The 24,015-nt window shown below is 35.7% G+C and carries 19 protein-coding genes; 5 read left to right on the top strand and 14 right to left on the bottom strand.

Features of this window, described 5'->3' with window-relative positions; translation table 11 throughout:
- Positions 1–13: 13 nt before the first annotated feature.
- Together V7P73_RS09495 and V7P73_RS09490 are read right to left on the bottom strand one after the other, a co-directional pair.
- A complete protein-coding gene (locus V7P73_RS09495) occupies positions 14–1,522 on the bottom strand; it encodes a MauE/DoxX family redox-associated membrane protein (RefSeq protein ID WP_333853008.1) in 1,509 nt (502 codons plus the stop codon).
- Between the two features lie 201 nt (positions 1,523–1,723).
- A complete protein-coding gene (locus V7P73_RS09490; protein ID WP_333853006.1) occupies positions 1,724–1,918 on the bottom strand; it encodes a hypothetical protein in 195 nt (64 codons plus the stop codon).
- Between the two features lie 307 nt (positions 1,919–2,225).
- On the opposite strand from V7P73_RS09490, the gene V7P73_RS09485 reads away from it, so the two are divergent.
- The 5 genes from V7P73_RS09485 to V7P73_RS09465 all read left to right on the top strand — a co-directional run bounded on the left by V7P73_RS09485 (position 2,226) and on the right by V7P73_RS09465 (position 7,746).
- Complete coding sequence (locus V7P73_RS09485; RefSeq protein WP_333853004.1) at positions 2,226–3,929, top strand: AraC family transcriptional regulator; 1,704 nt, start codon at positions 2,226–2,228, stop codon at positions 3,927–3,929.
- A gap of 46 nt (positions 3,930–3,975) precedes the next feature.
- Positions 3,976–4,821, top strand: a complete 846-nt coding sequence (locus tag V7P73_RS09480) for an RteC domain-containing protein (RefSeq protein WP_333853003.1) — start codon at positions 3,976–3,978, stop codon at positions 4,819–4,821.
- Positions 4,822–5,036: 215 nt separating this feature from the next.
- The gene (locus V7P73_RS09475) at positions 5,037–5,474 is read left to right on the top strand and encodes a DUF1896 domain-containing protein (protein WP_333853002.1); all 438 of its coding nucleotides are present in this window, start codon (positions 5,037–5,039) and stop codon (positions 5,472–5,474) included.
- Positions 5,461–6,813 carry an N-6 DNA methylase gene (locus V7P73_RS09470; RefSeq protein WP_333853000.1) on the top strand — a complete coding sequence of 451 codons (1,353 nt, stop codon included), beginning with the start codon at positions 5,461–5,463 and terminating at the stop codon, positions 6,811–6,813. The genes V7P73_RS09475 and V7P73_RS09470 overlap by 14 nt, the downstream gene beginning before the upstream one ends.
- 630 nt (positions 6,814–7,443) lie before the next feature.
- Positions 7,444–7,746, top strand: coding sequence for a hypothetical protein (locus V7P73_RS09465; protein ID WP_333852998.1), 303 nt, complete (start codon positions 7,444–7,446; stop codon positions 7,744–7,746).
- Positions 7,747–7,803: 57 nt separating this feature from the next.
- Here V7P73_RS09465 and V7P73_RS09460 read toward each other — a convergent pair whose 3' ends face one another.
- The 12 genes from V7P73_RS09460 to V7P73_RS09405 all read right to left on the bottom strand — a co-directional run bounded on the left by V7P73_RS09460 (position 7,804) and on the right by V7P73_RS09405 (position 24,013).
- Positions 7,804–8,550 carry a succinate dehydrogenase/fumarate reductase iron-sulfur subunit gene (locus V7P73_RS09460; protein WP_333852996.1) on the bottom strand — a complete coding sequence of 249 codons (747 nt, stop codon included), beginning with the start codon at positions 8,548–8,550 and terminating at the stop codon, positions 7,804–7,806.
- A 13-nt stretch (positions 8,551–8,563) separates the two neighbouring features.
- Positions 8,564–10,480, bottom strand: a complete 1,917-nt coding sequence (locus V7P73_RS09455) for a fumarate reductase/succinate dehydrogenase flavoprotein subunit (RefSeq protein ID WP_333852995.1) — start codon at positions 10,478–10,480, stop codon at positions 8,564–8,566.
- Positions 10,481–10,491: 11 nt separating this feature from the next.
- The gene (locus tag V7P73_RS09450) at positions 10,492–11,148 is read right to left on the bottom strand and encodes a succinate dehydrogenase cytochrome b subunit (protein WP_333852993.1); all 657 of its coding nucleotides are present in this window, start codon (positions 11,146–11,148) and stop codon (positions 10,492–10,494) included.
- Between the two features lie 16 nt (positions 11,149–11,164).
- Positions 11,165–12,595 carry an anion permease gene (locus V7P73_RS09445; RefSeq protein ID WP_333852991.1) on the bottom strand — a complete coding sequence of 477 codons (1,431 nt, stop codon included), beginning with the start codon at positions 12,593–12,595 and terminating at the stop codon, positions 11,165–11,167.
- Positions 12,596–12,609: 14 nt separating this feature from the next.
- On the bottom strand, positions 12,610–13,710 hold the full coding sequence (locus V7P73_RS09440; RefSeq protein ID WP_442896967.1) for a porin: 1,101 nt from the start codon (positions 13,708–13,710) through the stop codon (positions 12,610–12,612).
- Positions 13,711–14,387: 677 nt separating this feature from the next.
- Entirely contained in the window at positions 14,388–16,664 is a 2,277-nt protein-coding gene (gene bglX, locus V7P73_RS09435) for a beta-glucosidase BglX (RefSeq protein ID WP_442896964.1), read from the bottom strand.
- Positions 16,665–16,701: 37 nt separating this feature from the next.
- Positions 16,702–18,081, bottom strand: coding sequence for a sialate O-acetylesterase (locus V7P73_RS09430; RefSeq protein ID WP_333852986.1), 1,380 nt, complete (start codon positions 18,079–18,081; stop codon positions 16,702–16,704).
- Positions 18,082–18,115: 34 nt separating this feature from the next.
- The gene (locus V7P73_RS09425; protein WP_333852985.1) at positions 18,116–20,086 is read right to left on the bottom strand and encodes a cellulase family glycosylhydrolase; all 1,971 of its coding nucleotides are present in this window, start codon (positions 20,084–20,086) and stop codon (positions 18,116–18,118) included.
- Between the two features lie 137 nt (positions 20,087–20,223).
- A complete protein-coding gene (locus V7P73_RS09420) occupies positions 20,224–21,357 on the bottom strand; it encodes a glycoside hydrolase family 26 protein (protein ID WP_333852982.1) in 1,134 nt (377 codons plus the stop codon).
- 16 nt (positions 21,358–21,373) lie between these two features.
- The gene (locus V7P73_RS09415; RefSeq protein WP_333852980.1) at positions 21,374–22,612 is read right to left on the bottom strand and encodes a glycoside hydrolase family 27 protein; all 1,239 of its coding nucleotides are present in this window, start codon (positions 22,610–22,612) and stop codon (positions 21,374–21,376) included.
- A gap of 23 nt (positions 22,613–22,635) precedes the next feature.
- A complete protein-coding gene (locus tag V7P73_RS09410; RefSeq protein WP_333852979.1) occupies positions 22,636–22,977 on the bottom strand; it encodes a phosphomannose isomerase type II C-terminal cupin domain in 342 nt (113 codons plus the stop codon).
- 16 nt (positions 22,978–22,993) lie between these two features.
- The gene (locus V7P73_RS09405) at positions 22,994–24,013 is read right to left on the bottom strand and encodes a carbohydrate binding domain-containing protein (RefSeq protein ID WP_333852977.1); all 1,020 of its coding nucleotides are present in this window, start codon (positions 24,011–24,013) and stop codon (positions 22,994–22,996) included.
- Positions 24,014–24,015 lie beyond the last annotated feature (2 nt).

The following is a 24,015-nucleotide window of genomic DNA, read 5'->3' as shown; positions in this document are numbered from 1 at the left end:
GATGTGCCTACTGTTATAAGGGTTTTCGGCTTTCCCCTTTATTGAATTGCTTTGTTATAGCCTGCGCAAACCGATAACTTCGCAATTCTGTGCCTGACAATATGTAAAAGAAATTATCAGTAATTAATATTTGAGACAGTCTGTTTTTTCCTCTATTTTCGACATAGATGCTGCCCCAATAACCGGCGGGTTTAGTAGTGTAAATATCAACTATTGAGTTTTTGTTCCATAAGTCGTTAGACTCATGTTTACCTTTTAAATTAGAAATATTAAAGATTAAACCTCTATATATTTCCATATTTTGATTCACTATAATCGGAGGTGAAATCATTTTTTTTGTACCATCTCTTAGGGTTTTAATATTTATCTTAGCTTTAGTAATTGTATCAATCGTTTTCATATGTGAATTGACCTGTAGATTAGAATCTATATCTAATATTTGATTTCTATAGTAAAACATATAATATGCTTTACCTGTACTACCATCATATAATAGTTTTCCGTCTGAGTCGAAACCTCCATCTTTCTTAGTGTTTAGCGAAAAATTACTCATTTTACTTTGATGTACATTTTTTGTTGACAGTGTGCCAATTAATGTTTCTCGTTTTGAATTATCTGTGCTAAAAAAAAATGAAGTTCGTGAAGCAGGCTTTAAATGATTAAAATAAATATCTCTATAACTAATTTGCTTAATTGGATAGTTTAATGAATCTAATGATGATCTATAGATTACAGGAACACTACCGTCATATGCGAACAAGCTATTGTTTTGAATAGAGTATTTTAGTTTACGGAAACTATTTTTAGTTGAAGGTGTAATTGAAATAGTGTCGACTTTTTTTAATGACTTTTCAATCTTGAAAATTCTAAACGGACTAGTCAAATTTGCAAGATATATATGGTTATAATCACTTCCTGCAAAGTAATAAGAGTTAACCTTAAGATCAATCGATTGTTCTTCAATAATGGGATGATGGGTAAATCTTCGAGTAAAATTATTTTCCTTCTTTATAATATGTTCTGATGATAAAAAAAGGATAACCACTACTAAAATACTTAATGTATTGCTTGCACAGAGTACTAATATCGTTTGTCTTAATTTAATTTTGTCCTTAGATTTCAACCAAAGAATTGTAATGATACCTAGTATCACACAGATAATATTAAAAATCAGATGTTCAGTCCATCCTAGTTTCTCCAAAATACCTCCACAAGAGCATGGTACAAAATCACTATAATTTAATATTAAGTAGATGTAAACCGTAAATTCAGTCATCAATGCAGTTGATAAGTATAAACCTAATATTTGGGTTTTTGGATAAATTAAGATCAGCACAATAATTATTTCAACGATAATTACAGCATAAGAAATAAAGCCTGCATAAGCGCTCAGCAGAGGTGACTGCGCAATCTGAACCTGGAAATTTTCAAAATCAAGCAGTTTACTCACACTCGCATAAATAAACAACAGTATAAAAAAGTAGGAAACTGTTTTGACAAAAATATTCTGGAAAGTTTTCATGGCTATATTGTTAATTGTTTAACAGACCTGAATCAGTCTCCATTTGATTTTCTTACCGCAATAGTCAGGCATTGGTTCCCCTTTAAAAAGGGTTATTGTTGTGATGAAATTCCCCATACTTTCCCAGATGCCGCTTTCCGGACATGGTAAGCCCGTGACAACTGATATGGAGGTATGAGGAATCATAGGTCATAGAATTGATTATTTATTTTTTGGTTGATACCGCCAGTTGTCGCCATCTCTTACCGGAGGATCAGGGTCTACAATCTCTTCTGAGGATTTCGTAGAATCAGATCTCATTTGAAGATTGTTTTTGACTTCATCTTGTACATTATTATTGGCGATGGTATCTTCATCTCGTTGGACACAGTTTTGTAAAAATACTGATCCGATCATTATGCTTAAAAATGGGATAAACTTTTTCATTTTAATAATTTTTTGGTGGTTATCCCGACGTCGGTTGATTTAGAATTCTGAAGCCAAAGTTATCCGGCTGATACCTAGAAAAAAACTGTATTACGGCACTATTTTAAAATGGTGACGTTACTATTTTAAAATAGTACCATTCAAATATCCTTGTTAAACACCTGTTAATCAGTATCGTGTGGGGTTTAGGTTTTAAAGGGTATTGATTGGCTTAAAAAGGCAGTATTTAAAAGCAAAATGCGTATTTTTGAGATGGTGAGGTTCTAAAAATAAGTATATGAAAAAGTTAAATTACTTTCTTGTCCTCTTTTCTGCATTTTCCCAACTTATACTTTCGCAGCAAAAAAAACAAAGGACCTTCTGGGAGATTAGAGAATATTATGATAAAATGACCATTGATGACATTAGAGCAATGCCATCAGTGAAGGTTTATATTCAAAAAGCCAAGAGAGAAAATAATTTACCGAAACTGATTCAGGGTTATAGAGACGGCAGACAGTTTGACCTTCATAACAAAATGAAATATGCAGACAGTGCTTTAGCGGTAAGCATAAAATACAATAATAAAGATGATATCAGTAAGGATTATCTAAGTAAGGGAATTATATATTACTTCTATCAAAAGAAATATAAGCTGGCCTTAAATCAATATTTAAAAGCCTACGAATATTCAAAGGGATCAAAAGATGAGTACCATCATTATAAAGTTATTTATCATTTAGGAATAGTAAAAGAACATTTGGGCTATTATGACGAAGCCTTGGAACACTTCGAAGACTGTGCAGAATTCTACAGTTCAAAATCAAAGCAGACAATGCACGAAAATCTGCAGTTTAATTATAAGAAAGCCTATTACAATTCACTGCATCAGATGACAGTAATCAATCGGTATCTAAAGAATATTTCGACGAGTGACAGTTTAAGTGAACTGGGATACCAGCTGACGAAAGATGATAAAGACTTTATCATTGAGAATAGTTACTTTCTAAAGTGCAAGGGTATATCAAAATTTTACAAAAAGGATCTATCAAGAGCCCAAGTAGATTTGGAGAGAGCGTTACCCATTTTGCTGAAAAGAAACGACTTTGCCTGGTCAACCGTTATTTATTATTATTTTGGAAAGATTTCTGAGGTAAAAAATAATCAAGAAGAAGCCATTAAATATTACAGTGAAGTTGATTCAATTTTTAATAAAAATGGTTTTATACTTCCTGAGATTTTTAAAAATTATAATTCGTTGATTGAACATTACAAGGATAAAGATGTCAAAAAAGAGCTTTACTATACTAATCAACTTCTTAAAGCCGACAGTTTAATTTCCAAAGATTATCCATATCTGTCAAAAACACTGCACAGAGATTACGATCGAAATTCTTTGATAAAGCAAAAGGAAGATATTGAGAATGCAGGTAGACAAAAGATGTGGTTTGCTAGTATTCTAATTATTACAGGGTCAGTTGCTTTCACTGTACTTACATTTAGATATATTAAAGACCAGAAAATAAAAAAGCAATATGATCTGCTTCAAAAAAGAATTGCGGAAGGTAACAATAAAGTAATTGATATAGATGCATATCAAATACCAGATAATTCGCTAAGAAAAACTATTCTAAGTCCTGAGATTACTGATGAAATAAAGACTAAACTTGAAAAGTTTGAGAGGGAAAATCAATTTATAAGGAAGCGTTTAACACAAAATATTTTAGCAAGTAAGCTAAATACAAATTCACATTATCTTTCAGTATATATTAATGAGAATAAGGGAATGAATTTCAATAAATACATCGCAGAATTACGCATTAATTATATTACTAATCTATTGAATACCAATAATAAATATTTGAATTTTACGCTGGAAGCTTTAGCCGATGAATGTGGAATTGTGGCACGGCAGAATTTTTCTAAAGTCTTCTTGGAAGTTAATGGAATACGACCGACGGATTATATTAAAAAACGAAAAGAGGATCTTGGATTAAGCTGAATAAGGCTTCAGTAAAGGTTTTTTTGTAAATTTCTAAAAAAAGGACATGGTAACAAAAACTATTTTTAGAAAAATTGCACAATTGCATGATGAGTTAGAGCTGAAGATTAATGAGGTTTACGATGATGATAAAGATATGGTCAAGCTCGCTGAAAAATCCTTGGTCTTAATTGATGAAGCTATTCGGAAAGTTAAAGAAATGATATCGCCACACAAGTTTGAAAACAAAGGCGAAGAAATTCATTTCTTTAAAAAACTAAAACCCCAGTTCATATCAAAATTTATTTACTATTCTACAATCCTTGATGTTGAGTCCCATAAACCCAATGCAGGAAGTAAAGCCATGAAAAAGTATTATGAAGCAGAGCAGGAAAAGCTAAAAAAGTTTTACGTTGAGCAATCTGAATTTTACAGTTATTATCGCAGGGAGGCAACCTATCTCGATCATAAAATATTCGTCAGAAATTCTTATGACTTAAAAATGAAGCTGTCTTTTGGCTTTTACAATTTTGATACAAGTTTTACTACTTCCCACGATCATTTGATAGCCCGGTTTATGGCTAGCCAGCATTTTGACCAGTTTTTAAAAAAGCAAATTGAGAGTCTCAGTGATAACGTCAGCGGAAAGATGGTATCTCCTTTATTGTGGTCAGCTTCAAAAGTTGGTTTAATTGAATTAGTATATGCCTTGTACCACATGCGCTGCTTCAATGGTGGAAATGTTGAACTGAGTGAGGTCATCAAATTTGTAGAGAAATCATTGGATACTGACTTGGGTAACTTTCATAAAACCATATTCGAAATTCGAAACCGAAAACAAGGTCCTACAAAATTCCTGAACCTAGTAAGTGAAAATCTCAATCAGCATTTTCTAAATACAGAAGGCGAGTAGTACCGATCGAACCTCATTTGTTGATTACTGACATTTGAGGTTTTCTCATTTACATAAATCTCTTTCTGTGTATTTCTACGAGTGTTACTTTGCAGACTTTGCATCACTTTCCGGAGCGCCAAATACATTTTTTAAGTGCCTAAGCCTACAATAACTTCGACATACTTTACATCTGCTTATAATTTTAGGATTTAAAAGAAATTCTAAAAAAAAGTATGGATGTACAGAAAAGAGACTTGTCGTATTTCAGATTACGATTACTCGAACTCCTTAAAAGCAGTTTTCCTGAAAAGTTACATGATCAGAAATTTATAAATCAAAGATCTTCTTGGGCAGCCATTGCCTATGATGGAGCATTCATTTCCGGTAACTCCGTTGAACAGTGTGAAGAAATAGCCCATTATATACTTTTCGAGGACTTGCATTTTTCAAAGTTTGCTACCGTTTTCCAAGTCGTGTGCAATGAGTTCGATACTACTATGACTAATGAGGAACTACAGCCCTTTTCCTTAAAAATGCTATCTGTGTGCGAGCCTTTGTTCAAAGGGTATGTACTAACTGATGATTTCGCTTATAGCTTAGAGTTCGATATATTATACACTGAACTGACGGGAACCATCACAATATGGATTGAGGAAAATGGGCTTCAATAAGCGTTTCCACCTGCAACAGAATATTGATTCGCTCCGGATTGTTTTCAAGCTTGAAAAAGAGAATCGTAGAGCTACTGCCGGTGAGAGAATGCTTTTACAGCAGTACAGTGGATTTGGAGGACTTAAGTTTGTTTTAAATCCAGTAGAAAATGATATTGACATTAACAGATGGAGAAAAACGGAACACGATTTATTTAGAATCACTCAAGAGCTTCATCAACTGCTCAGAGATAATTCTGTAGACGAAAAACAGTATCGAAGGTATGTAGACAGTATGAAAGCATCAGTTCTCACGGCTTTCTATACACCACCTAAAGTTATAGATGCTTTGTCCTCAGCTTTAAATGAAAGTGGTTTTTTGATTAACAAATTTCTGGAACCATCTGCTGGTGTTGGTTCGTTTGTTCAGTCTTTCTCACAAAACAACAACAACAGCATTGTTACTGCATATGAAAAGGATTTGCTGACGGGAAAAATTCTTAAACAACTATATCCGGAAAGCAATATTCGAGTAAGCGGTTTTGAGGAAATTTCGGAAAGTGAACAAAATAGCTATGATCTTGTTGCCAGTAACATTCCTTTTGGTAATACATCCGTCTTTGATCTTTCTTACTCACGGAGCAAAAATGCTGTAAAAGAACAGGCCGCTCGAAGCGTTCATAATTACTTCTTTTTAAAAGGTATGGATATGATTAGAGATGGAGGTGTTTTGGCTTTTATTACTTCACAAGGGATTCTGAACAGCGCGAAAAATGAACCTGTTCGTCGAGCTTTAATGGAGAGTAGTGATTTAATTTCTGCAGTAAGGCTGCCTAATAATTTATTTATGGATGATGCTGGTACAGTGGTTGGCAGCGATTTAATCATACTTCAGAAGAACACTGAAAAGAAAAGTTTGAGTGAAACAGAACAACTCTTTTGCCAGAGTATACAAACTCACGATAACATCTCAAGTAATGCTTTATTTACTGGTAATACAAGAATTATCCATACTAGTGCTAAAATAGATACAGATCCTTACGGACAGCGTGCTTTGGTTTATTTACATAAGGATGGAGTAGATGGTATTGCGGGAGATTTAAAAAGAATGCTTTCGGAAGATTTTGGTAGACATCTGAATGTAAGCTTGTCCAACAGTAAACAGAATGATAAAATATTATCAACAAAAGGAGTAACAGCTTTCATCAAAGAGGATGTAGTTGTTCTTCAAAAAACAGCACCAAATCTTGATGAGACTCATAATCAGGTGGTCCCTGGTTCGAGCCCAGGTGGGACCACGTTTAAAATCAAGCACTTACAGAAATGTAGGTGCTTATTTTTTTTAATGGGTAACACATAGGTAACACAAGTAGTGGTACTTAGATCATTTTTTTTTCTTCTCTATTCTAAAGCCAAATTATACCTTTAGACCCTTTCAATAAAGTTTTTTAACTATTTCTAGGAACTTGCCTTATAAAATATAAGAAATGGAAAATGAAGTGTTATTAGAAAAGCTTGAAAATATTTAACAATATTTATTGGGTCTAAAAACTATTTTTAACGTCAAAGAACTATCTAAATATACAGGTTTTAAATGCTCTTACATTTATAAACTTGCGCATCGACGACTGATTCCCTATTCAAAACCTAATGGAAAAATGTTATTCTTTGAACGGGTGAAAATTGATAATTGGTTGTTAACTAATTCTAGTCGGTCTAATTCAGAGGTAGAGGAAACCTTAGTCAAAAAAACATTATTATACCGGAAATATTAGATAATAAATTTAGCATTCTAAAAAATCGTTTTTACTCTATTAATCACTGGAATGATTATTCGGGAAATGGTTTTGCTGACTTTAAACTGTTTAATTCTTTAGGGTTATATATAGACAGGCATCCTCGTGTTGGGGATTTTATCAGAATCGATATTCCCGGTCCAGGTAATATCGGTTCAAAAGGTTTTGACTGGGTAAGAATCGATGAAATCACTTTGACAACTAATAATGAAAAAGAAAGACATCTAATTACATGCAGACCTTCTGCATCTCCAAAAGGAGATCCAAAAACTATAGAGCACTTTTATTCTGATAGTGCGACATCAACATTCATCATTGAAAAAGGAATTGATTATATAAAGGTTGGTATCTACGGACGAAATGAAATGCTGAATAAAAAAAATGTTGGAATTTTAAATACAATTAGAAATTTTCTAGTGACTTTCGGCGGCTTCTTAAAATTAACTAAAATACAGTGGAAAGCACTTGCTGATAGAATGCTGGATTCTTACAATTAAGTTTGGTGAAAAAGAATCTTTTTTAAGTGAAAAAAAACAATTACAAATTTCAGTGTTTTACTTTCTGAAAAACAAAGCTCTTCCGTATTCAAAATTCATTCTTGCAATATTTAAAACAGAAATTCCTTGTGGACATTCTATTTCGCACGCTTCAGTGTTGGAACAATGACCAAAATGCTCAGCATCCATTTGTTTTACCATATTAATCACTCTTTCACTTCGTTCTTCTTTTCCTTGTGGAAGCAAAACCATGTGACTAATCTTTGCGGAGGTAAATAAGGCAGCACTTGCATTTTTGCACGTTGCTACACAAGCTCCGCAACCAATACATGCTGCAGAATCAAAGGCTTTCTCAGCAGTTTGATGGGTAATTGCAATGGCTGTGGCATCCGGTGCTTGACCAGTATTTACCGATACAAAACCACCGGAAGAAATAATTCTATCAAATGCCGAACGGTCAATTTTCAAATCTTTTTTTATAGGAAAAGCTAATGCACGGAAAGGCTCAATAACAATGGTATCTCCATCTTTGAAAGACCTTAAGTGAAGCTGACAGGTGGTAGTATGTTCCAATGGTCCATGAGCCAAACCATTAATCATTACCCCACATTGTCCGCAAATGCCTTCCCGACAATCATGGTCAAACTCTACGGGTTCGTCACCTTGTAGGATCAATTTCTCGTTCAAAGTATCAAGCATTTCTAAAAAAGACATGTGAGGATTTAAGTCTTTTAAATCATAATTCACCAGTTTCCCTTCACTCTGATTATCTTTCTGTCTCCATATTTTAAGATGTAAATCCATAGGTTTTTGTGTTTTATTTGTAACTTCTTACAGTTGGCTGTATTTCTTCAAAAATCAGAGGCTCTTTAATAAGCTCAGGTTCATTGTTTTCACCTTTCCAAGCCCAAGCTGAAATAAATTGAAATTCATCATCATTCCTCAAAGCTTCTCCATCTGGAGTTTGAAACTCTTCACGAAAATGTGCACCACAAGATTCATTTCGGGTTAGAGCATCATAGCACATTAATTCACCTATTTCAAAATAATCAGCAACGCGACCAGCTTTTTCAAGTTCAGCGTTCATTGCTTCGGCTTTTCCTGAAACTTTTACATCCCTATAAAATTCTTGTTTTAGCTTTTTTATCTCTTTGATGGCGAATTGTAAACCTTCTTCATTCCGGGCTAAACCACAATAATCATAAAGTAATTTGCCTAAAGTTTTGTGGAAATAATCAACAGTTTTTGTTCCATTAATGTTGATGAAACTTTCAATTTGCTGTTTAATGTGATTTTCAGATTTCTCAAATTCTACACCATCGGTTGAGATTTTTCCGGTATGGATTTCCTGAGACAAGTAATTGGCAATGGTATATGGTGCAATAAAATAGCCGTCAACGGAAGCCTGAAGTAGGGAATTGGCTCCCAATCGATTCGCGCCGTGATCTGCAAAATTAGCTTCTCCTAAAGCAAACAATCCGGGAATGGTGGTCATTAATTCATAATCAACCCAAAGTCCACCCATAGAAAAGTGAGCGGATGGCGAAATCATCATTGGCTCCTGATAAGCATCATATCCTGTAATTTTCAGATACATATCGAATAAATTCCCATATTTCTCCTCAATTTTTTCTTTTCCCTGTTCTTTAATTGCTTTAGAAAAATCAAGATATACTGCATTTTTTAACGGTCCGATTCCAAAACCTGCATCTATTCTTTCTTTTGCAGCTCGCGAAGAAATATCTCTTGGTGCCAGATTTCCGAAAGCAGGATATCGTCTTTCCAGATAATAATCTCTTTCATTTTCAGGGATTTCATTAGGAGGCCTGGTTTCATTTTCTTTTAAAGGAACCCAGATTCTACCGTCATTTCTCAAAGACTCAGACATCAAAGTTAATTTTGACTGATAATCTCCTGACTGTGGCAGTGAAGTAGGGTGCACCTGAATCCAGCTGGGTGAAGCCATCAAGGCACCCTTTTTATGTGCCCTCCAAATTGCAGAACCATTACAACCCATCGCCAAAGTAGATAAATAATAGATTTTTCCATAACCTCCTGTCGCCAAAACAACTGCGTGGGCTGCATGCCTTTCGATTTCTCCAGTATCTAAATTTCTTACAATAATACCCCTCGCTTTTCCTTCAATGATGACCAAATCCAGCATCTCGTGTCTCGTAAATAACTGAACACTTTTTTTTCCGACCTGACGCATTAATGCCTGATAAGCGCCCAGAAGCAATTGTTGTCCTGTTTGTCCTCTCGCATAAAAAGTTCGGCTTACCTGAACGCCACCAAATGAACGGTTATTCAAATATCCTCCATATTCTCGGCCAAAAGGAACACCTTGTGCAACAGCTTGGTCGATAAGGTTTAATGAACATTCTGCCATTCGGTAAACATTGGCTTCACGTGCTCTGAAATCTCCGCCTTTTAAAGTATCAACAAACATTCGGTACACACTGTCACCATCATTTTTGTAATTTTTAGCGGCATTCACTCCTCCTTGAGCCGCTACAGAATGTGCCCTTCTCGCACTGTCCTGAAAACAGAATGATTTTACATTATAGCCCATCTCACCTAATGAAGCTGCAACCGAGCTTCCTGCCAATCCTGTACCGACAACAATGATATCCAATTTTTTTCTGTTGGCAGGATTGACAAGCTTCGCTGTTTTCTTATAGTTTTCCCATTTCTTTTCTAATGGTCCTTCCGGTATCTTTGAATCTAAGATCATACTATCTAAATTTAGCGGTTAGTGAAAAATATATAAATCGGCATCAATGCAAAGCCTAAACTTATGATTAATGAATACGCGATTCCAGCATTTTTAAACCATTTTACAAATTTCGGATGAAATACACCTACAGTACTAACTGCACTTTGAATTCCGTGAATCATGTGATAGCACAATGCAATCATTGATACCACATAAATGAGCACGTACCACCATTCTTTAAAAACGGTTATGACTAAAATGTACAAATCTTTATTTCCGCTATCATCCAAAGGAAGATTACCAAATTTATAGACATACCAGAAATTCTGAAAATGAATGACAAGGAAAATCAAAATCAATGTTCCCAAAATTCCCATATTTCTTGATGCCCATGTACTGGCTCTTTTTCTGTTGTCGGTTCTGTAATTTCCTCCTGATTTCTGATTTCTTATAGTGATGATTAATCCATCCACGGCATGCACGATGATGCTCGTATATAAAACATACGAAATGATTTTTATAATTATATTTCCTGACAAAAAATGCGAATAGGCATTAAATTGAAGATGAGCCTGCTCCTGCGGTAAAAAAAGCTGAAGATTTCCAAGGAAATGAATCAGCAGAAAGAAACTAAGGAACAACCCCGTAACGCACATCAGTATTTTTCGTGATAACGTAGACAGCATATTGTATGGTTTATGATTAATAGTACCCTAGAATCTTCATCCACAGACCACCAACGCCCATATAAATAATCAGTAAAACAATTCCTATTTCCAAACCTCTAAGCCACCATTCTTTTAAATCAACATATCCACTTCCAAAAAATACAGGAGCAGGACCATGACCATAATGGGTTAGAACTCCATAAATTGAACCCAAAAATCCAAGCATCATTGCTAATAACATTGGAGGAATTCCTACGGCAATTCCAACGCTCAATAAGGCTGCATACATCGCTGCTACATGCGCGGTAGCACTTGCGAAAATATAATGACTAAAAAAGTAGACCAGAATAATAACTGGAAATGCAATGGTCCAGGTCATTCCACCAATTTCCATTTTAATCAGATTGCTAAACCATCCAATAAATCCTAGCTCATTAAGAGAACTGGCCATCATAACAAGCACAGCAAACCATACTATGGTATCCCAGGCTCCTTTTTCTGCTTTGACGTCTTCCCACGTTAAGACTGATGTGAGCAGTAATAGCGTTAAACCGATAAAAGCTGTAGTAGTGGCATCAATTGACAATGCACCACCAAAAATCCAAAGGGCCAACAGAATAAAAAATGCTAATAACATGAGCCATTCATTTTTAGAAATAGGTCCCATTTCTTTTAATTTCTCTGCAGCCATTCTAGGAGCATCGGCGGTTTTCTTTAATTCAGGTGGGTATAGTTTATACAAGACCAACGGCACTACAAAGAACGCTACCAATCCCGGTACAAATCCTGCAGCAGCCCAAGACATCCAAGTGATGTTGATTCCCAAGTTGGCAGCGAATTTCTGACACATAGGGTTACTTGCTGTTCCGGTCAAAAACATGGAAGATGCAATAAGATTCATGTAATAACTGTTCAACGTCAAATAAGACCCCAATTTTCTGTGTGTTTCCGGCTTATCGGGGACAGAGTCAAAGCTGATCGCCATGGATTTCATAATAGGGTAGATAATTCCGCCACCTCGTGCGGTATTACTCGGAATTGCCGGAGCCAAACAGACATCGGCTAATCCTAAACCATAAGCCAAGCCTAATGAACTTTTACCGAAAACTCTGATGAACAGGAAAGCAATTCTGTTTCCCAGTCCTGTTTTGATAAAGCCTCTTGCAATGAAGAATGAAATTCCTATCAACCAAATTACTTTATCTCCAAAACCACTTAATGCCTTGGTAATTGATTTTCCTGCATCACCCGGAGCAACAACTTGCGTAAGAGCTGTAAAACCAATTGCCATCATGCACATCGTCCCCATTGGTGCTGCCTTCAAGATGATTCCAAGAATTGTGGCTGCAAAAATTGCAAACAGATGCCATGCATTTTCCGCTACTCCTTGCGGTGCGGGGATAAACCATATTATAAGTGCGACTGCAAAAGTAATTGCAACAGCTTTAATGTTAATTTCTTTCATAATGATTGGTTTTATTAAAATCTACTTTGAACCTGAACAATAAAAAGATTGTTGTTGTATCGACTGGTGTTTTCAATGGAATGTTTATAACGGTCGAACTGCATACCGAGTTGAATTCTTGCACCATAGTCTTTTAAAAATTCCAATCCAAACATAGGGGTGATGGTCTGTCTGGGATTTGAATTAAGCCTAAAATTGGTATCCAAATATTCATAACGGCACGATAGTTCAAGTGCACTTAAATTTCTGTGTTTGATTTCGTACCGAATATTAGGAAGAAAGTAAACGCCTCGAATCTGATATTCATCTGGATTGTCAGGTCTCAATTCAGAAATTGTTGCGAAATATAAAACATGATTGGTAGCCTGCTTAGCTTCAAGCTGCATATCCAAACTCCATTTCGGATTAAAGTGAATAAGCGAAATAACATCTACTCCTACGGCGTAAATCTTCTTGCTCAAAACCTCTCCGACACCAGCATTGAAACCAAGATTCAACTTATACTTTTTTACAAGATCAAAGACAAGGCGAGTGGAGTAATGCTTACCATTATCATTATCAGTGATCTGATTTTTACCATTACCATTGACAACAGAAACTGCATAGTGAAAAGGTATTTTACCCAATTGTAATTGTCCTGTTGCTGCCAAACCGATCTGGAAACTAGTCCAGCCTAATTTTCCAAACTCTGTATATTGATTTGACCAATCAAAAGACTTAATGATATCAACAGGATAAGTTTCCTCAAGTCCGAACAATGGTCGGAACTGCCCAACAGTAAAGGCTAATTTAGGACTGAAAGTATATTTTAGGTAGGCATTTTCAAGAACTCTTGATTTGGGGTCATTTTTAAAGTCAGCAAGATTTGCAAGTACGGCGACTTCAGTACGCTTACTGATTTGAGCGCGCATTTGAACCCTCATATATTTAATCATAAAACTATTATCTGTTCCGCTATGATCTATATGATGTAGTCCATTGACATCAACATCCTTGGTCGTTCCAATCAGATATCGAGCTTGGAAAAGCCCTTTGAATTGTAACTGAGGATACTTAGGATTCTCAATAAGTTTCTCGCCATGTCTTAAAGTATCTATAATCTGTGCATTTGACATACTTACAAATAAAACCATCAAGAATAATAGAAACTTTTTGTAATAAGACAGAATTTCCATTAATAATTTTTTAGGAATTGGTAGTTATATGTATTAACGATATGGTTAAAAATAGTGAAATCTTAATTACTATTTTGTTTTAAAATATTAATTATTAATGAATTTGTTAAAAATAACAACTATGGTTGTACGTCTTCAAACTAACTTAGACATTTTTCAATAATTCCTTAAGGAGTATTTAGGTTTATAAATTTATTAAATTTTATTGAAAATACAAATCTTTCCCAGTAAACTTAAAATTACCCTAAACAGATCCCAAGAATTCCCCCGCCAAAAAAATAAAGAGCTTATTACGGATTTTTTAAATCTTATAACAGGCTCTTATTTTCATCCCAAATAAATGGAGCTAATCTAATGTGGAGGGTTTTTCAGTGACTTCAAAATTTTAAGTCTCTTTTTTTAATATAATATTTGAAGTCATTAATTTACTAAAAAAGTAAAAATAATAATCTGGTTTATTCTAGGATCAAAAACAAAAAAATGACTCCAATTTTGTTTAATTTGGAGTAGTTTTTTGTCAACATAACAGAACTCTCTATCGAAACCAATTATTAGTAGGTGTTAGGAGTGTTATAAGTTACAGATATACAATATAGTTAAGCTTTAGTTGAATCATTCTAAAGCAATTCTGCTTCAATTATTTTTAAATCCTGAGAATTGCCACCAACCATAATTTTGAAACTTCCAGGTTCTACTACAAAATCACCTTGATTATTATAGAAACCAAGTTCTTTTTCTGTAATTGGGAAAGAAACTGTTTTTGATTCATCCGGTTTTAAGTTGACCAATTCAAATGCTTTCAATTCTTTTACAGGCCTTGCCACCGATGCAAATTCATCCTGAATATAAAGCTGGACCACTTCTTTACCTTCATATTTTCCGGTGTTTTTAAGGGTTACAGAAACCTGAATGTTTTCGCCTTTCGCAAACGACTTTTTATTGATTTTAAAATCAGAATAGTCAAAAGTGGTATAACTTAACCCAAAACCAAAAGGATAGAGTGGTGTTTTTTCTGCATCGGAATAATGGCTCCAGAAAACATTGTTGTCTTTGTCTGTATAGCGTCCTGTACTATAATTGTTGTAATATATTGGGATTTGACCAACATTTCTAGGGAAAGTCATTGGTAATTTTCCACTCGGGTTATAATCGCCGTAAAGAACCTGAGCTACTGCATTTCCGGATTCTGTTCCCAGATGCCACGCTTCTACAATTGCAGGAATATTCTCCGATGCCCAATTGATGCTCAAAGGTCTCCCATTATTAAGAACCAAAACGATGTTAGGATTGATTTTATAAATTTCTTTTAAAAATTCTTCCTGTAAACCTGGAAGATTGATATCAGTTCGGCTTCTTGCTTCTCCTGTGCTGAAGCTATGTTCACCCAAAACCATTATAATGACATCTGCAGATTTTGCTGCTTGTTTTGCTTCTTCAAGACCAGATTTGTCTGTGGTGTTGTACTTAACTTCTGTTAAGAACGTTGGTTCTTCTGTAGTAAGTTTTGGACCTTCAACAAAATTAAGGGTATTTCCAGTGTAATTTTTCAAACCTTCCAAAACAGATACTGCAGTGTTGTTATCAGACGCAATTCTCCAACTTCCCAGCGGTGAGTTTTTACTTGATGCCAAGGTGCCTAATAACAAAATTTTCTGTCCTGACTTTTTAAGTGGAAGCAGTTGTTTTTCGTTTTTCAGAAGGACGATGGATTTTTTTGCCATATCGAGGACAGCTTCGTGATTGGCTTTGCTTCCTATCACTTCTTTTTCTCTTTTCTCATCTAGAAAACGATATGGATTATCAAACAACCCCAATTCATATTTCACACGTAAAATTCTTCTTACGGCATCATCTACATATTTCTGGTCAACTTTTCCTTGCTTCATCAACTCGATGAGGTGGGGAACATAGATTCCGCCTTCCATATCCATATCAGTTCCAGCTTCTACAGCAGAAATAGCAGCCGATTTTTCATCTTTAGAATAACCCCAAGGAATCATTTCTCGTATTGAAGCCCAATCCGAGATGACAAAACCAGAAAATCCCCATTTGTTTTTCAGTGTTTCTTTTAAAAGATATTTGTCTGCGGAAGCAGGAATGCCATTGATGGTATTGAAAGATGTCATTACCGTTCTCAGGCCTGTATCAACAGCAGCTTTGAATGGAGGTAAAACCTGATTGTATAATGTATTGCTCCCAATTTCCGAAGCGTTATATTCTAATCCTGCTACAACAAAACCATATCCTGCAAAATGTTTTGCGCTGGCAGCAATTCTAAGGGGAGATTTGAAGCTGTTATCACCTTGGAAGCCTTTTACTCTGGCAACTGCTATTTTACTACCAAGATAAGGGTCTTCGCCGGCGCCTTCCATCACACGTCCCCACCTTGCATCTCTGGAGATGTCCATCATTGGACCAAAAGTCCAGTTGATACCGGAAGCTGCTGCTTCAGAGGCTGCAACCTCTGCCGATTTTTCTATAGCAGCCAAATCCCAGCTCGCAGCTTCTGCCAGAGGAATTGGAGACAAAGTTTTATAACCGTGGATGACATCAAAACCTATAATCAAAGGAATGCCTAATCTTGTTTGCTCAACGGCGATTTTCTGAACTGCTTTTACTTCTTTTACACCACGTACCGTCAACATAGAACCAACCAAACCTTTCTTAATGTTTTCATATTTCTGTTCTGCTGTCCCACCAACCGGAGCTGGACCTGTAACATCCCAAAAACCATTGTATTGGTTCATCTGTCCCACTTTTTCCTCGATGGTCATTTTTGCCATCAATACATCGATTTTTTTCTCTATTTCGGAGTTGAGTTTTTGTTGCGCATTGGCATTACTCACTGTTATTATGCTCATTAATGTGGTGATTAATATTTTGGTTATTCTCATTATTGGATTTTTTTCCTGAGTTATTTTTACTTTAAGTTTATTTAAGGTTCTCTGATGTGTAAGCTGACGCAGGTAAGTCAGCTTTGTTGTAAAGGTCAGATTGAGCAACGTTACTCCAAGCATATCTTACAGCAACAGGATTTGACACTTCTTTTGCAGAAATGATAATTTGATTTCCTTTTATCTCAACAACAGCAGTGAAAAATTTTCCATCTTTATCAGCTACTTCAAATAGTTTTGATTCTTTATTCTTAAAATGAAGTCCTTCTGCAAAATCATAGGTTATAAAAGCTTTTTTGCCCTTATATTCTACAGATTTCACTTTCGGACTTTCTACTAGACCTAAGTCTTTCTTATAAATATTTTTCAGAATTAAATTCGCCATTCTGATGCCCACTGGTTTCTTGTTTTTTGGATGGATGTCGTCCGTTTTATCTAAATCAGATGTCACAACCAATCCGGAATCAGGGACAGTCTCAGAAACAACTCTCTGTGCATTTTGGATTCTGACAGTAGTATCGCTCCAGCCTGTGTAACCTGCAATCTGAACAATATAAAAAGGAATGTCATCTGCTTTTGCTTTTCTCCAGGATTCTATCATAGAAGAAAGTAAAGTAGAGTAGCCTTCAGGATTTCCAGCGTTGGTTTCACCCTGATACCAAAGGATTCCTTTCGTTTTGAATTGATTGATTGGATAAATCATCGCATTGTAAGCACCACCTGTGGGTGTTGGGTAATATTCAGAATTTCCGAGTTTTTTATAATTTTCCAAAAGTATCGGATTTTTGGAGAAAACTTCATTTGGAGTCCATAATTCTGCAGCAGAACCTCCCCACGCAGAACAGATAATACCGACAGGAACATTTTTTAACTCATTTTGAAGTCTTTCAGCAAAGAAATAACCAATCGCACTAAAATATTTCATCGTTTCCGGTGTGCAAACCTGCCAATTTCCAAATAGATTGTTCTGAGGAAATTCTGATGAAAGTTTAGGAACCGAGAAAAACCGAATGTTGGGATAATTTGCTTTTGCTGCTTCTGTGTCTCCATCTTTTATTCCCCAAGCTGCGCTCATTTCCATATTGGATTGTCCCGAAACGAGCCAAACCTCGCCCAGCATTACATTTTTCAAAATAACTTCGTTGTAGCCTTTGAGAGAAATAGTGTAAGGTCCGCCTTCTTTTCCTGTGGGGATTTTGAATTTAAAAGTTGCATCATTTCCTGCTGTTACTTTGTATTCTTTGTCAAGGAAGTCTGCAGTTAGTGTGATTTCTTCTTTAGGATTGGCATTTCCCCAGATAACAACTTCTGCATTGCGTTGCAAAACCATATTGTTTGTGAAGATTGCAGGAAGATGGATATTGGCAAAGCACATATTGGCGATGAGGGATAATAGTATGGTAAGTTTTGTTTTCATTTTTTTTTCGATTTTAAACCTTCAAGGTTTGGTTTTATTTCAAAAATTTCTGATAAAAAGGAATAAGCTGGTCTGCCATTATTTTATCGTCATTAATATTAGGATGATAGCCACAGCCTTTTGGTGTCATTTCTTTGAATTCAAAAATCTCTATAGGTGGATGTTTTGTATCGTTTTTGAAAAAGTCTTTTACTTGATTAAGGTAACTGATGAACTGCTTATTTTTCTCTCCGTTTACCATTGGGCTGTTAAGAAGAATGATTTGAGTCTTAGGATAACGTTTTTGAATCATTTTAATAAACTCGATGTAATTTCCGATGTATTTATCTTTATCAAAAGGAAGCCTCGCCTTTTTACCATCACCGTCAGAAAAATCGTTTGTTCCCAGACAAATTGAAACCAAATCCGGCTGATAAAAATTGTCGAAATCGGCTTTTCCGTTACCGTTCAAAAATAGATTATTGTACACATCAGGAAGAATTGTTTCTTCTGACTTTTCGGTGTTCCAGTTTCTGTACATTCCGTATCCTGAGACTGAACTGAGCAAATAATCTGCTCCCAAAGCTCTGGCGGAAACGGGGCCGTAAGCAAGATAAGCGTTGTGCTGGTCGTACCATTCGCCTTGTCCACAAGGAAGAACGGACTCATCATTTCCCATTCCGCAAGTAATGGAATCTCCAATAAATTCGATTTTTTTGGTTGATTTTGGAGTAAAGGGAATCGCATTGATATTGCTTCCGTCAAACTCTATATATCCATTGCTGGCTTCGGTTGCTTTAGTAAGTTTGATATGATGTTTTACTGGTGAGCTGGTTTCTAATTTATAGTTTTTTGCATCTCCTGCATCTATTTTTATTCTTCCGATATATTTTCCGTCAATCTCAATAGAAATCCAATTGTGATGACTGTAAGTATCTACACTTTTCAGATTCACTTCGATGGTTTTACCTTCAGTTTCAAATTCTACATAAGAGCCAGGCCCTATTAAAAGTGCTTTGTTGTAAAAATTTTTCTCAACTCTTCCACCAAAATTGAATTTGTTTATATACTGCCCCCTGGAATCGAATTGGTGAAGATAGTCTCTGGTTTTGATTCCAGATTCGGTCAAATCAAGAAGCTTCCAATTTCCTTCTGATGAAGCGGTTGGAAGAAGCATCGAGCAGGTTTCTTTTTTGTCTGAGACTGACCACGTAATCCAGCTGAGATTTCTTTTTATCATCCAGTCATAATATTTCTGCCATTCCGGATAATCAAATTTTCCGTCTCCTGTGGCTTCCATTCCCGCTGATTCCGAAATGAAAACAGGTATTCCTGCATTAAGTGCTTCGTCGGTTCTGTCGCGCAACCATTTTCCGTGCGTTCCTGCATAAAAATGTACGGTGTACATTAGGTTTTTAACCCCTTTGATAGGATTTTTTTGAACTAAGTCAATTCTTTGATCCCATTCCGGGCAACCAACAAGAATAATATTGTCCGGGTCGTTTTTACGGATTGTTTTGATAACATCTTCGGCGTATGATTTTACTTCTTCCCAAGATTGCTTTTCAGGTTCGTTGAAAACTTCATAGACGACATTAGGATATTTTCCGTATTTCTTAGACATTTTATCGAAGAAATCTTTAGCTTCTTTAGGATGAATCTTATGAGCGTGCCAGTCGATAATGACATAAACGCCTTCCTTGATGGCTCCATCAATGGCAGATTCCAAAGTTTTGAGATTTTCTGTCGGTTTTTGAAGGTAGGCACCCTCAGGTTCTATTCCCAAAGAGGCACGTACAATATTTACGTTCCAGTCTTCTTTCAACCAATGAATGTTTTTTTGATTGTAAAATCTCGGATGCCAGTTGTTCCATCCGAAGCTTGTTCCTACAAGACGTACAGGCTTTCCTTTCGAATCAGATAGTTGTGTGCCGATAAGTTGCAGATTGCCGATTTCCTTAACAGGATTTTTCCCGAAAGAAATGATACATATTGATAAGAATATAAAAGCAAGTATTTTTTTCATATGCCAATCTTTATTTTTTTAATAGTTATATGGAATCTTGATATCATCATTTTTGTTAACAAAATCAAGGCGATTTCATAAAGCTAAAGATTAGAAATTTTCATTTTTTGTCTAATTTGAGTTTTCAGGGTTATTGTTTATCTGTAAAGTTTTAGGTTTGAAGCATCCTTCAGAAAGAGCGTTTTCTCGTCTTTATAAAACTTCATGAAATCCTTTTCAGCAGAGTGTCCTTTGAAAGGAAGATAATATTCTACTTCGTTATTTTCCGGTTTGAATCCAGCATTTCTCCAAAAGAGAACGTAAGAAAATTTGTATTTCTCAATAGATGGTTTTAAAACTTCTGTAAACCATTTGGAATCTGGAATTTGATTATAACCAATCTCTCCAATTGCCGGGATTTTGTTTTGTTTTTTGGCAACTTCATCCAGGGTTTGCATCCAGAAATCCAGATTTTTAGCAAATTCATTACCTTTATCTATGCTCCCTCTTTGATAAGCATCAAAAGAAACCATATCGACATATTCGTCCCCAGGATAACGTTTCAGAAAGTCTTCGGTATTTTTGAATTCTATACTTGTATTATAGCCCAAAATTAAATTATGTAGTCCTTTGGTCTTTCTGAAATAATCTGTTGTAAACCGAAATAGTTCTTTATATTCTTCATCTGATGCAGAGTTCGCTCCCCACCAAAACCAAGTTCCTGTATGCTCATGCCAAGGACGCCAAATAATCGGAATTGCTTCTCCATTTTTACCTTTTAGGTCTGCCAAAAAATCTGCTACTTTATCTAGGTAAGTCACAAATTTCTGATGATTTTCTCTGCCCGGAAAAATACTTTTGATGGATTTATTAGAAAAATCCCAGGCATTCTTTCCTGTTATTGGATTATTAGCGTGCCAACTGATGGTAATGATTCCGCCTTTTTCGTAACTGTCGCGGATGTATTGTTTCATTTTATCAAACGGAACACCATCCAAATTTTTGTCTTTTCCAAGTTCTATATCTCCCAATTCCCATCCAAAAACTGCAGGATAATCTCCAATGGTTTCTTTTACATCGCTTCTGTCGTTTTGGTATTTCCAATAAACACCATAAGCCAAATCATCCTGATGACCTACAAAATAACCTTTATCCTGAGCTTTACCAAGGTTTTCAAAAAGCTTTTGAGTTTCTACCGTTGCTTTTGAGTCTGATATTTTGTATTGTGCAGAAAGTAGAGTAGAGGCAGAGATTACAAGAGGATATATAATATTTTTATAAACTGAATTCATTTTTGTCTTTTCCAGATTATTTGATTTTTACAAGTCTTAGCATTAGAATGTCTTTTGATGGAATAGTTGCTTTAAGGGTTTTCTTTGTATTCCCCAGTTCTTTTTTTGTCCAAAGGTCTACCACTTTGTAATTCTGAATGCTTGTATCAAAGGTTTTTTTAGAGACTTCATCATCTGTAAATTTATTACTTTTCCAATCGAAAGAAATGTCTTTTTCAGCTTTATCTCTATTAAGAAAAGCAACTGCCCAATCCCCATTTTCCAAAGGTTTGAACCAAATTTCGAATTCGCCTTCGTCTTTATATTTGAGAGCCTGGACTCCCAATTTGTCTTGATTGATTGCAATGACGTCTTTGTTTGTCAAAACCTCTTTGGTATCTGGGGTCATGTTTCTGATGTCATTACCTGCGATGAGAGGAGCTGCCAACATTGACCACATAGAGAAATGTGCTCTGTCTTCTCCTTTGGTAAGAGCGCCGTTTCCGACTTCCAGCATATCCGGGTCGTTCCAATGTCCGGGACCTGCATATTTTCTAAGGCCTTCTTGCATATCTAGGATTTGCATCGTTCCAAATGCTTTCCATGTTCCGTGGTCTTTCACACAATCAAAACAGTTGTAGATGTCACCTGTTGTTCTCCAAAGATGCCCCACATTTTCTCCCCATTCCCAAGGTTTGTTATCTCCCCATTCGCAAATACTTAAAACTATTGGCCTTCCAGCTTTTTTGAGTGCAGCAGTAAATGTTTTATAAGCACCTTCAGCTTTCAAACCTTCAGTATTACACCAATCATACTTTACATAATCGACGCCCCATTTTGCATAAGTAAGCGCGTCCTGGAATTCGTAACCTCTGCTTCCTGGTCTTCCTCCGCACGTTTGTGAACCTGCATCAGAGTAGATTCCCAACTTTAATCCTTTGGAATGTACGTAATCCGACAAAGCCTTCATCCCGGATGGGAATCTTGTTTTGTCTGGATGGATGAAACCGTTCTCATCTCTGTCTCCGTGCCAGCAATCATCTATATTGATGTAAGTATATCCGGCATCTTTCATTCCCGAAGAAACCATAGCATCGGCCATTTCTTTTATCATATTTTCATCAACATTGCAGGCAAACTTGTTCCAAGAGTTCCAGCCCATTGGAGGTGTAAGCGCAAGATCAGGATATTTTGTATAATCCTGCACATAATTGTTACCCTGTGCAGATAGAGAAATACTAATGAATGCGAAAAGAGAAAGAACCGTTTTTTTCATTTTTAGAATTTGGAAGTTATATTTTAAGCTCTATTGTAGTCGTCTTCTATTCTCACAATATCATCTTCTCCGAAATATGTCCCGTATTGGACCTCTATAAAAACCACGGGCTCAGAAGTTTTATTTTCTATCCTGTGGTGCGCTCCGAGTGGGATTTGAGCAACTTGCCCTACAGAGTAATCACGAATATCATCATTAATTGTAATTGTTCCTATTCCCGAAACAATCGTCCAGACTTCGGCTCTTTTGTGATGATATTGAAGAGAAAGTCTTGCTCCTGGGTTTACCTGAATTCTTTTCACTTTATGAAAGTCTGCATCTTCCAAAACCCAATATTCTCCCCAAGGTCTTACGTCGTGTTCCATAATTTTTATTTTTTATTTAATTATTAAAATTTAGTTTTATATCATCTACATACATGGTTCCGGTCGCATCGCTGAGAGCCAGCATGATTCTCATTTTTTTAGAATGTTCCGGAATAGGTAGACTTTTAGAAAATTTTTGCCAATCTTTTGCTTCTGTTACAAAGAAGAGAGGTTCGTCTTGCGATGTTTTCTGAGTTCCGTTCGTAGTGAATTCTACGATCATTACGGCTTTGTTCCAGTCGTTTTTTCCTTGCTTTATATCTTTAGTCTTTACCATTGCGGAAATATCCAAAGTTTTAGAATTGTCCGGAATGTCAAATATCTGATCTACGCCTGTCCAAGTTTGAATTTGTGAAGTGATTTTAATACTTTTTTGACCAGAGAATTTTTCCTCTGTCGTATTTTCTCCGTTACCTCTCCAACCTTGTAATCCATTTTCGAAGTCACCATTGGAAAATAATGCTTTTACCACAGGTGAATCATCAGTAAAAACTTTAACTTCGTTTTTTTTGGTTTCAGCTTCTACAATTTTGTTGTAATCTTCTTGAGAAATAGGAGAGATTCTGATGTCGTCAAAGAAAAAACTCCCTGTACATTCGGATAAAGCGAGCATCAATTTTCCAGAGCGATCCTTGTTGATAGGAATGATTTTTTTGATTTGCTGCCAAGGTGAATTTCCATCTAAAGATATGATGTTTTCTCCTTTTCCATTGATTTCTACAATTATTACAGCTTTGTTCCAGTCGTTTTTTCCTTTTTCTACACCTTCTGTTTTTACCCAGGCAGATATTTCTATTGCTGCAGTATTTTTTGGAATCGAAAAACTTTGATCAATGCCTTTCCATTGTGGCGAGGTGTATTCTGTAATATTGCCACCCTTGCTACCTATTCTTTTATTGTAAGGGTCGATTGTCAGAACAATTTCGTTGTTCCAGGATTGAGCGTCGTACTCAAAACTTCCATTACTTAGCAGGTTTTTTTGACCAAAAGTCATTAAGCTTGAAATCGAAAAAATACTTAATACAACTTTTTTCATTG

This window comes from Epilithonimonas sp. (assembly GCF_036780765.1).
Taxonomy (GTDB): domain Bacteria; phylum Bacteroidota; class Bacteroidia; order Flavobacteriales; family Weeksellaceae; genus Epilithonimonas.
Note: the sequence above shows the minus strand (reverse complement) of the source record. Positions and strands in the feature narration are given on the sequence as shown.

What these genes read in the sequence shown, in the direction of transcription:
- V7P73_RS09450 (WP_333852993.1), bottom strand. Translation starts at nt 11,148, where the DNA reads ATGCTGTCTACGTTATCACGAAAAATACTGATGTGCGTTACGGGGTTG.
- V7P73_RS09460 (WP_333852996.1), bottom strand. Translation starts at nt 8,550, where the DNA reads ATGGATTTACATCTTAAAATATGGAGACAGAAAGATAATCAGAGTGAA.
- V7P73_RS09445 (WP_333852991.1), bottom strand. Translation starts at nt 12,595, where the DNA reads ATGAAAGAAATTAACATTAAAGCTGTTGCAATTACTTTTGCAGTCGCA.
- V7P73_RS09430 (WP_333852986.1), bottom strand. Translation starts at nt 18,081, where the DNA reads ATGAAAACAAAACTTACCATACTATTATCCCTCATCGCCAATATGTGC.
- V7P73_RS09425 (WP_333852985.1), bottom strand. Translation starts at nt 20,086, where the DNA reads ATGAAAAAAATACTTGCTTTTATATTCTTATCAATATGTATCATTTCT.
- V7P73_RS09405 (WP_333852977.1), bottom strand. Translation starts at nt 24,013, where the DNA reads ATGAAAAAAGTTGTATTAAGTATTTTTTCGATTTCAAGCTTAATGACT.
- bglX (WP_442896964.1), bottom strand. Translation starts at nt 16,664, where the DNA reads ATGAGAATAACCAAAATATTAATCACCACATTAATGAGCATAATAACA.
- V7P73_RS09440 (WP_442896967.1), bottom strand. Translation starts at nt 13,710, where the DNA reads ATGTCAAATGCACAGATTATAGATACTTTAAGACATGGCGAGAAACTT.
- V7P73_RS09415 (WP_333852980.1), bottom strand. Translation starts at nt 22,612, where the DNA reads ATGAAAAAAACGGTTCTTTCTCTTTTCGCATTCATTAGTATTTCTCTA.
- V7P73_RS09475 (WP_333853002.1), top strand. Translation starts at nt 5,037, where the DNA reads ATGGATGTACAGAAAAGAGACTTGTCGTATTTCAGATTACGATTACTC.
- V7P73_RS09490 (WP_333853006.1), bottom strand. Translation starts at nt 1,918, where the DNA reads ATGATCGGATCAGTATTTTTACAAAACTGTGTCCAACGAGATGAAGAT.
- V7P73_RS09495 (WP_333853008.1), bottom strand. Translation starts at nt 1,522, where the DNA reads ATGAAAACTTTCCAGAATATTTTTGTCAAAACAGTTTCCTACTTTTTT.
- V7P73_RS09410 (WP_333852979.1), bottom strand. Translation starts at nt 22,977, where the DNA reads ATGGAACACGACGTAAGACCTTGGGGAGAATATTGGGTTTTGGAAGAT.
- V7P73_RS09470 (WP_333853000.1), top strand. Translation starts at nt 5,461, where the DNA reads ATGGGCTTCAATAAGCGTTTCCACCTGCAACAGAATATTGATTCGCTC.
- V7P73_RS09455 (WP_333852995.1), bottom strand. Translation starts at nt 10,480, where the DNA reads ATGATCTTAGATTCAAAGATACCGGAAGGACCATTAGAAAAGAAATGG.
- V7P73_RS09485 (WP_333853004.1), top strand. Translation starts at nt 2,226, where the DNA reads ATGAAAAAGTTAAATTACTTTCTTGTCCTCTTTTCTGCATTTTCCCAA.
- V7P73_RS09420 (WP_333852982.1), bottom strand. Translation starts at nt 21,357, where the DNA reads ATGAATTCAGTTTATAAAAATATTATATATCCTCTTGTAATCTCTGCC.
- V7P73_RS09480 (WP_333853003.1), top strand. Translation starts at nt 3,976, where the DNA reads ATGGTAACAAAAACTATTTTTAGAAAAATTGCACAATTGCATGATGAG.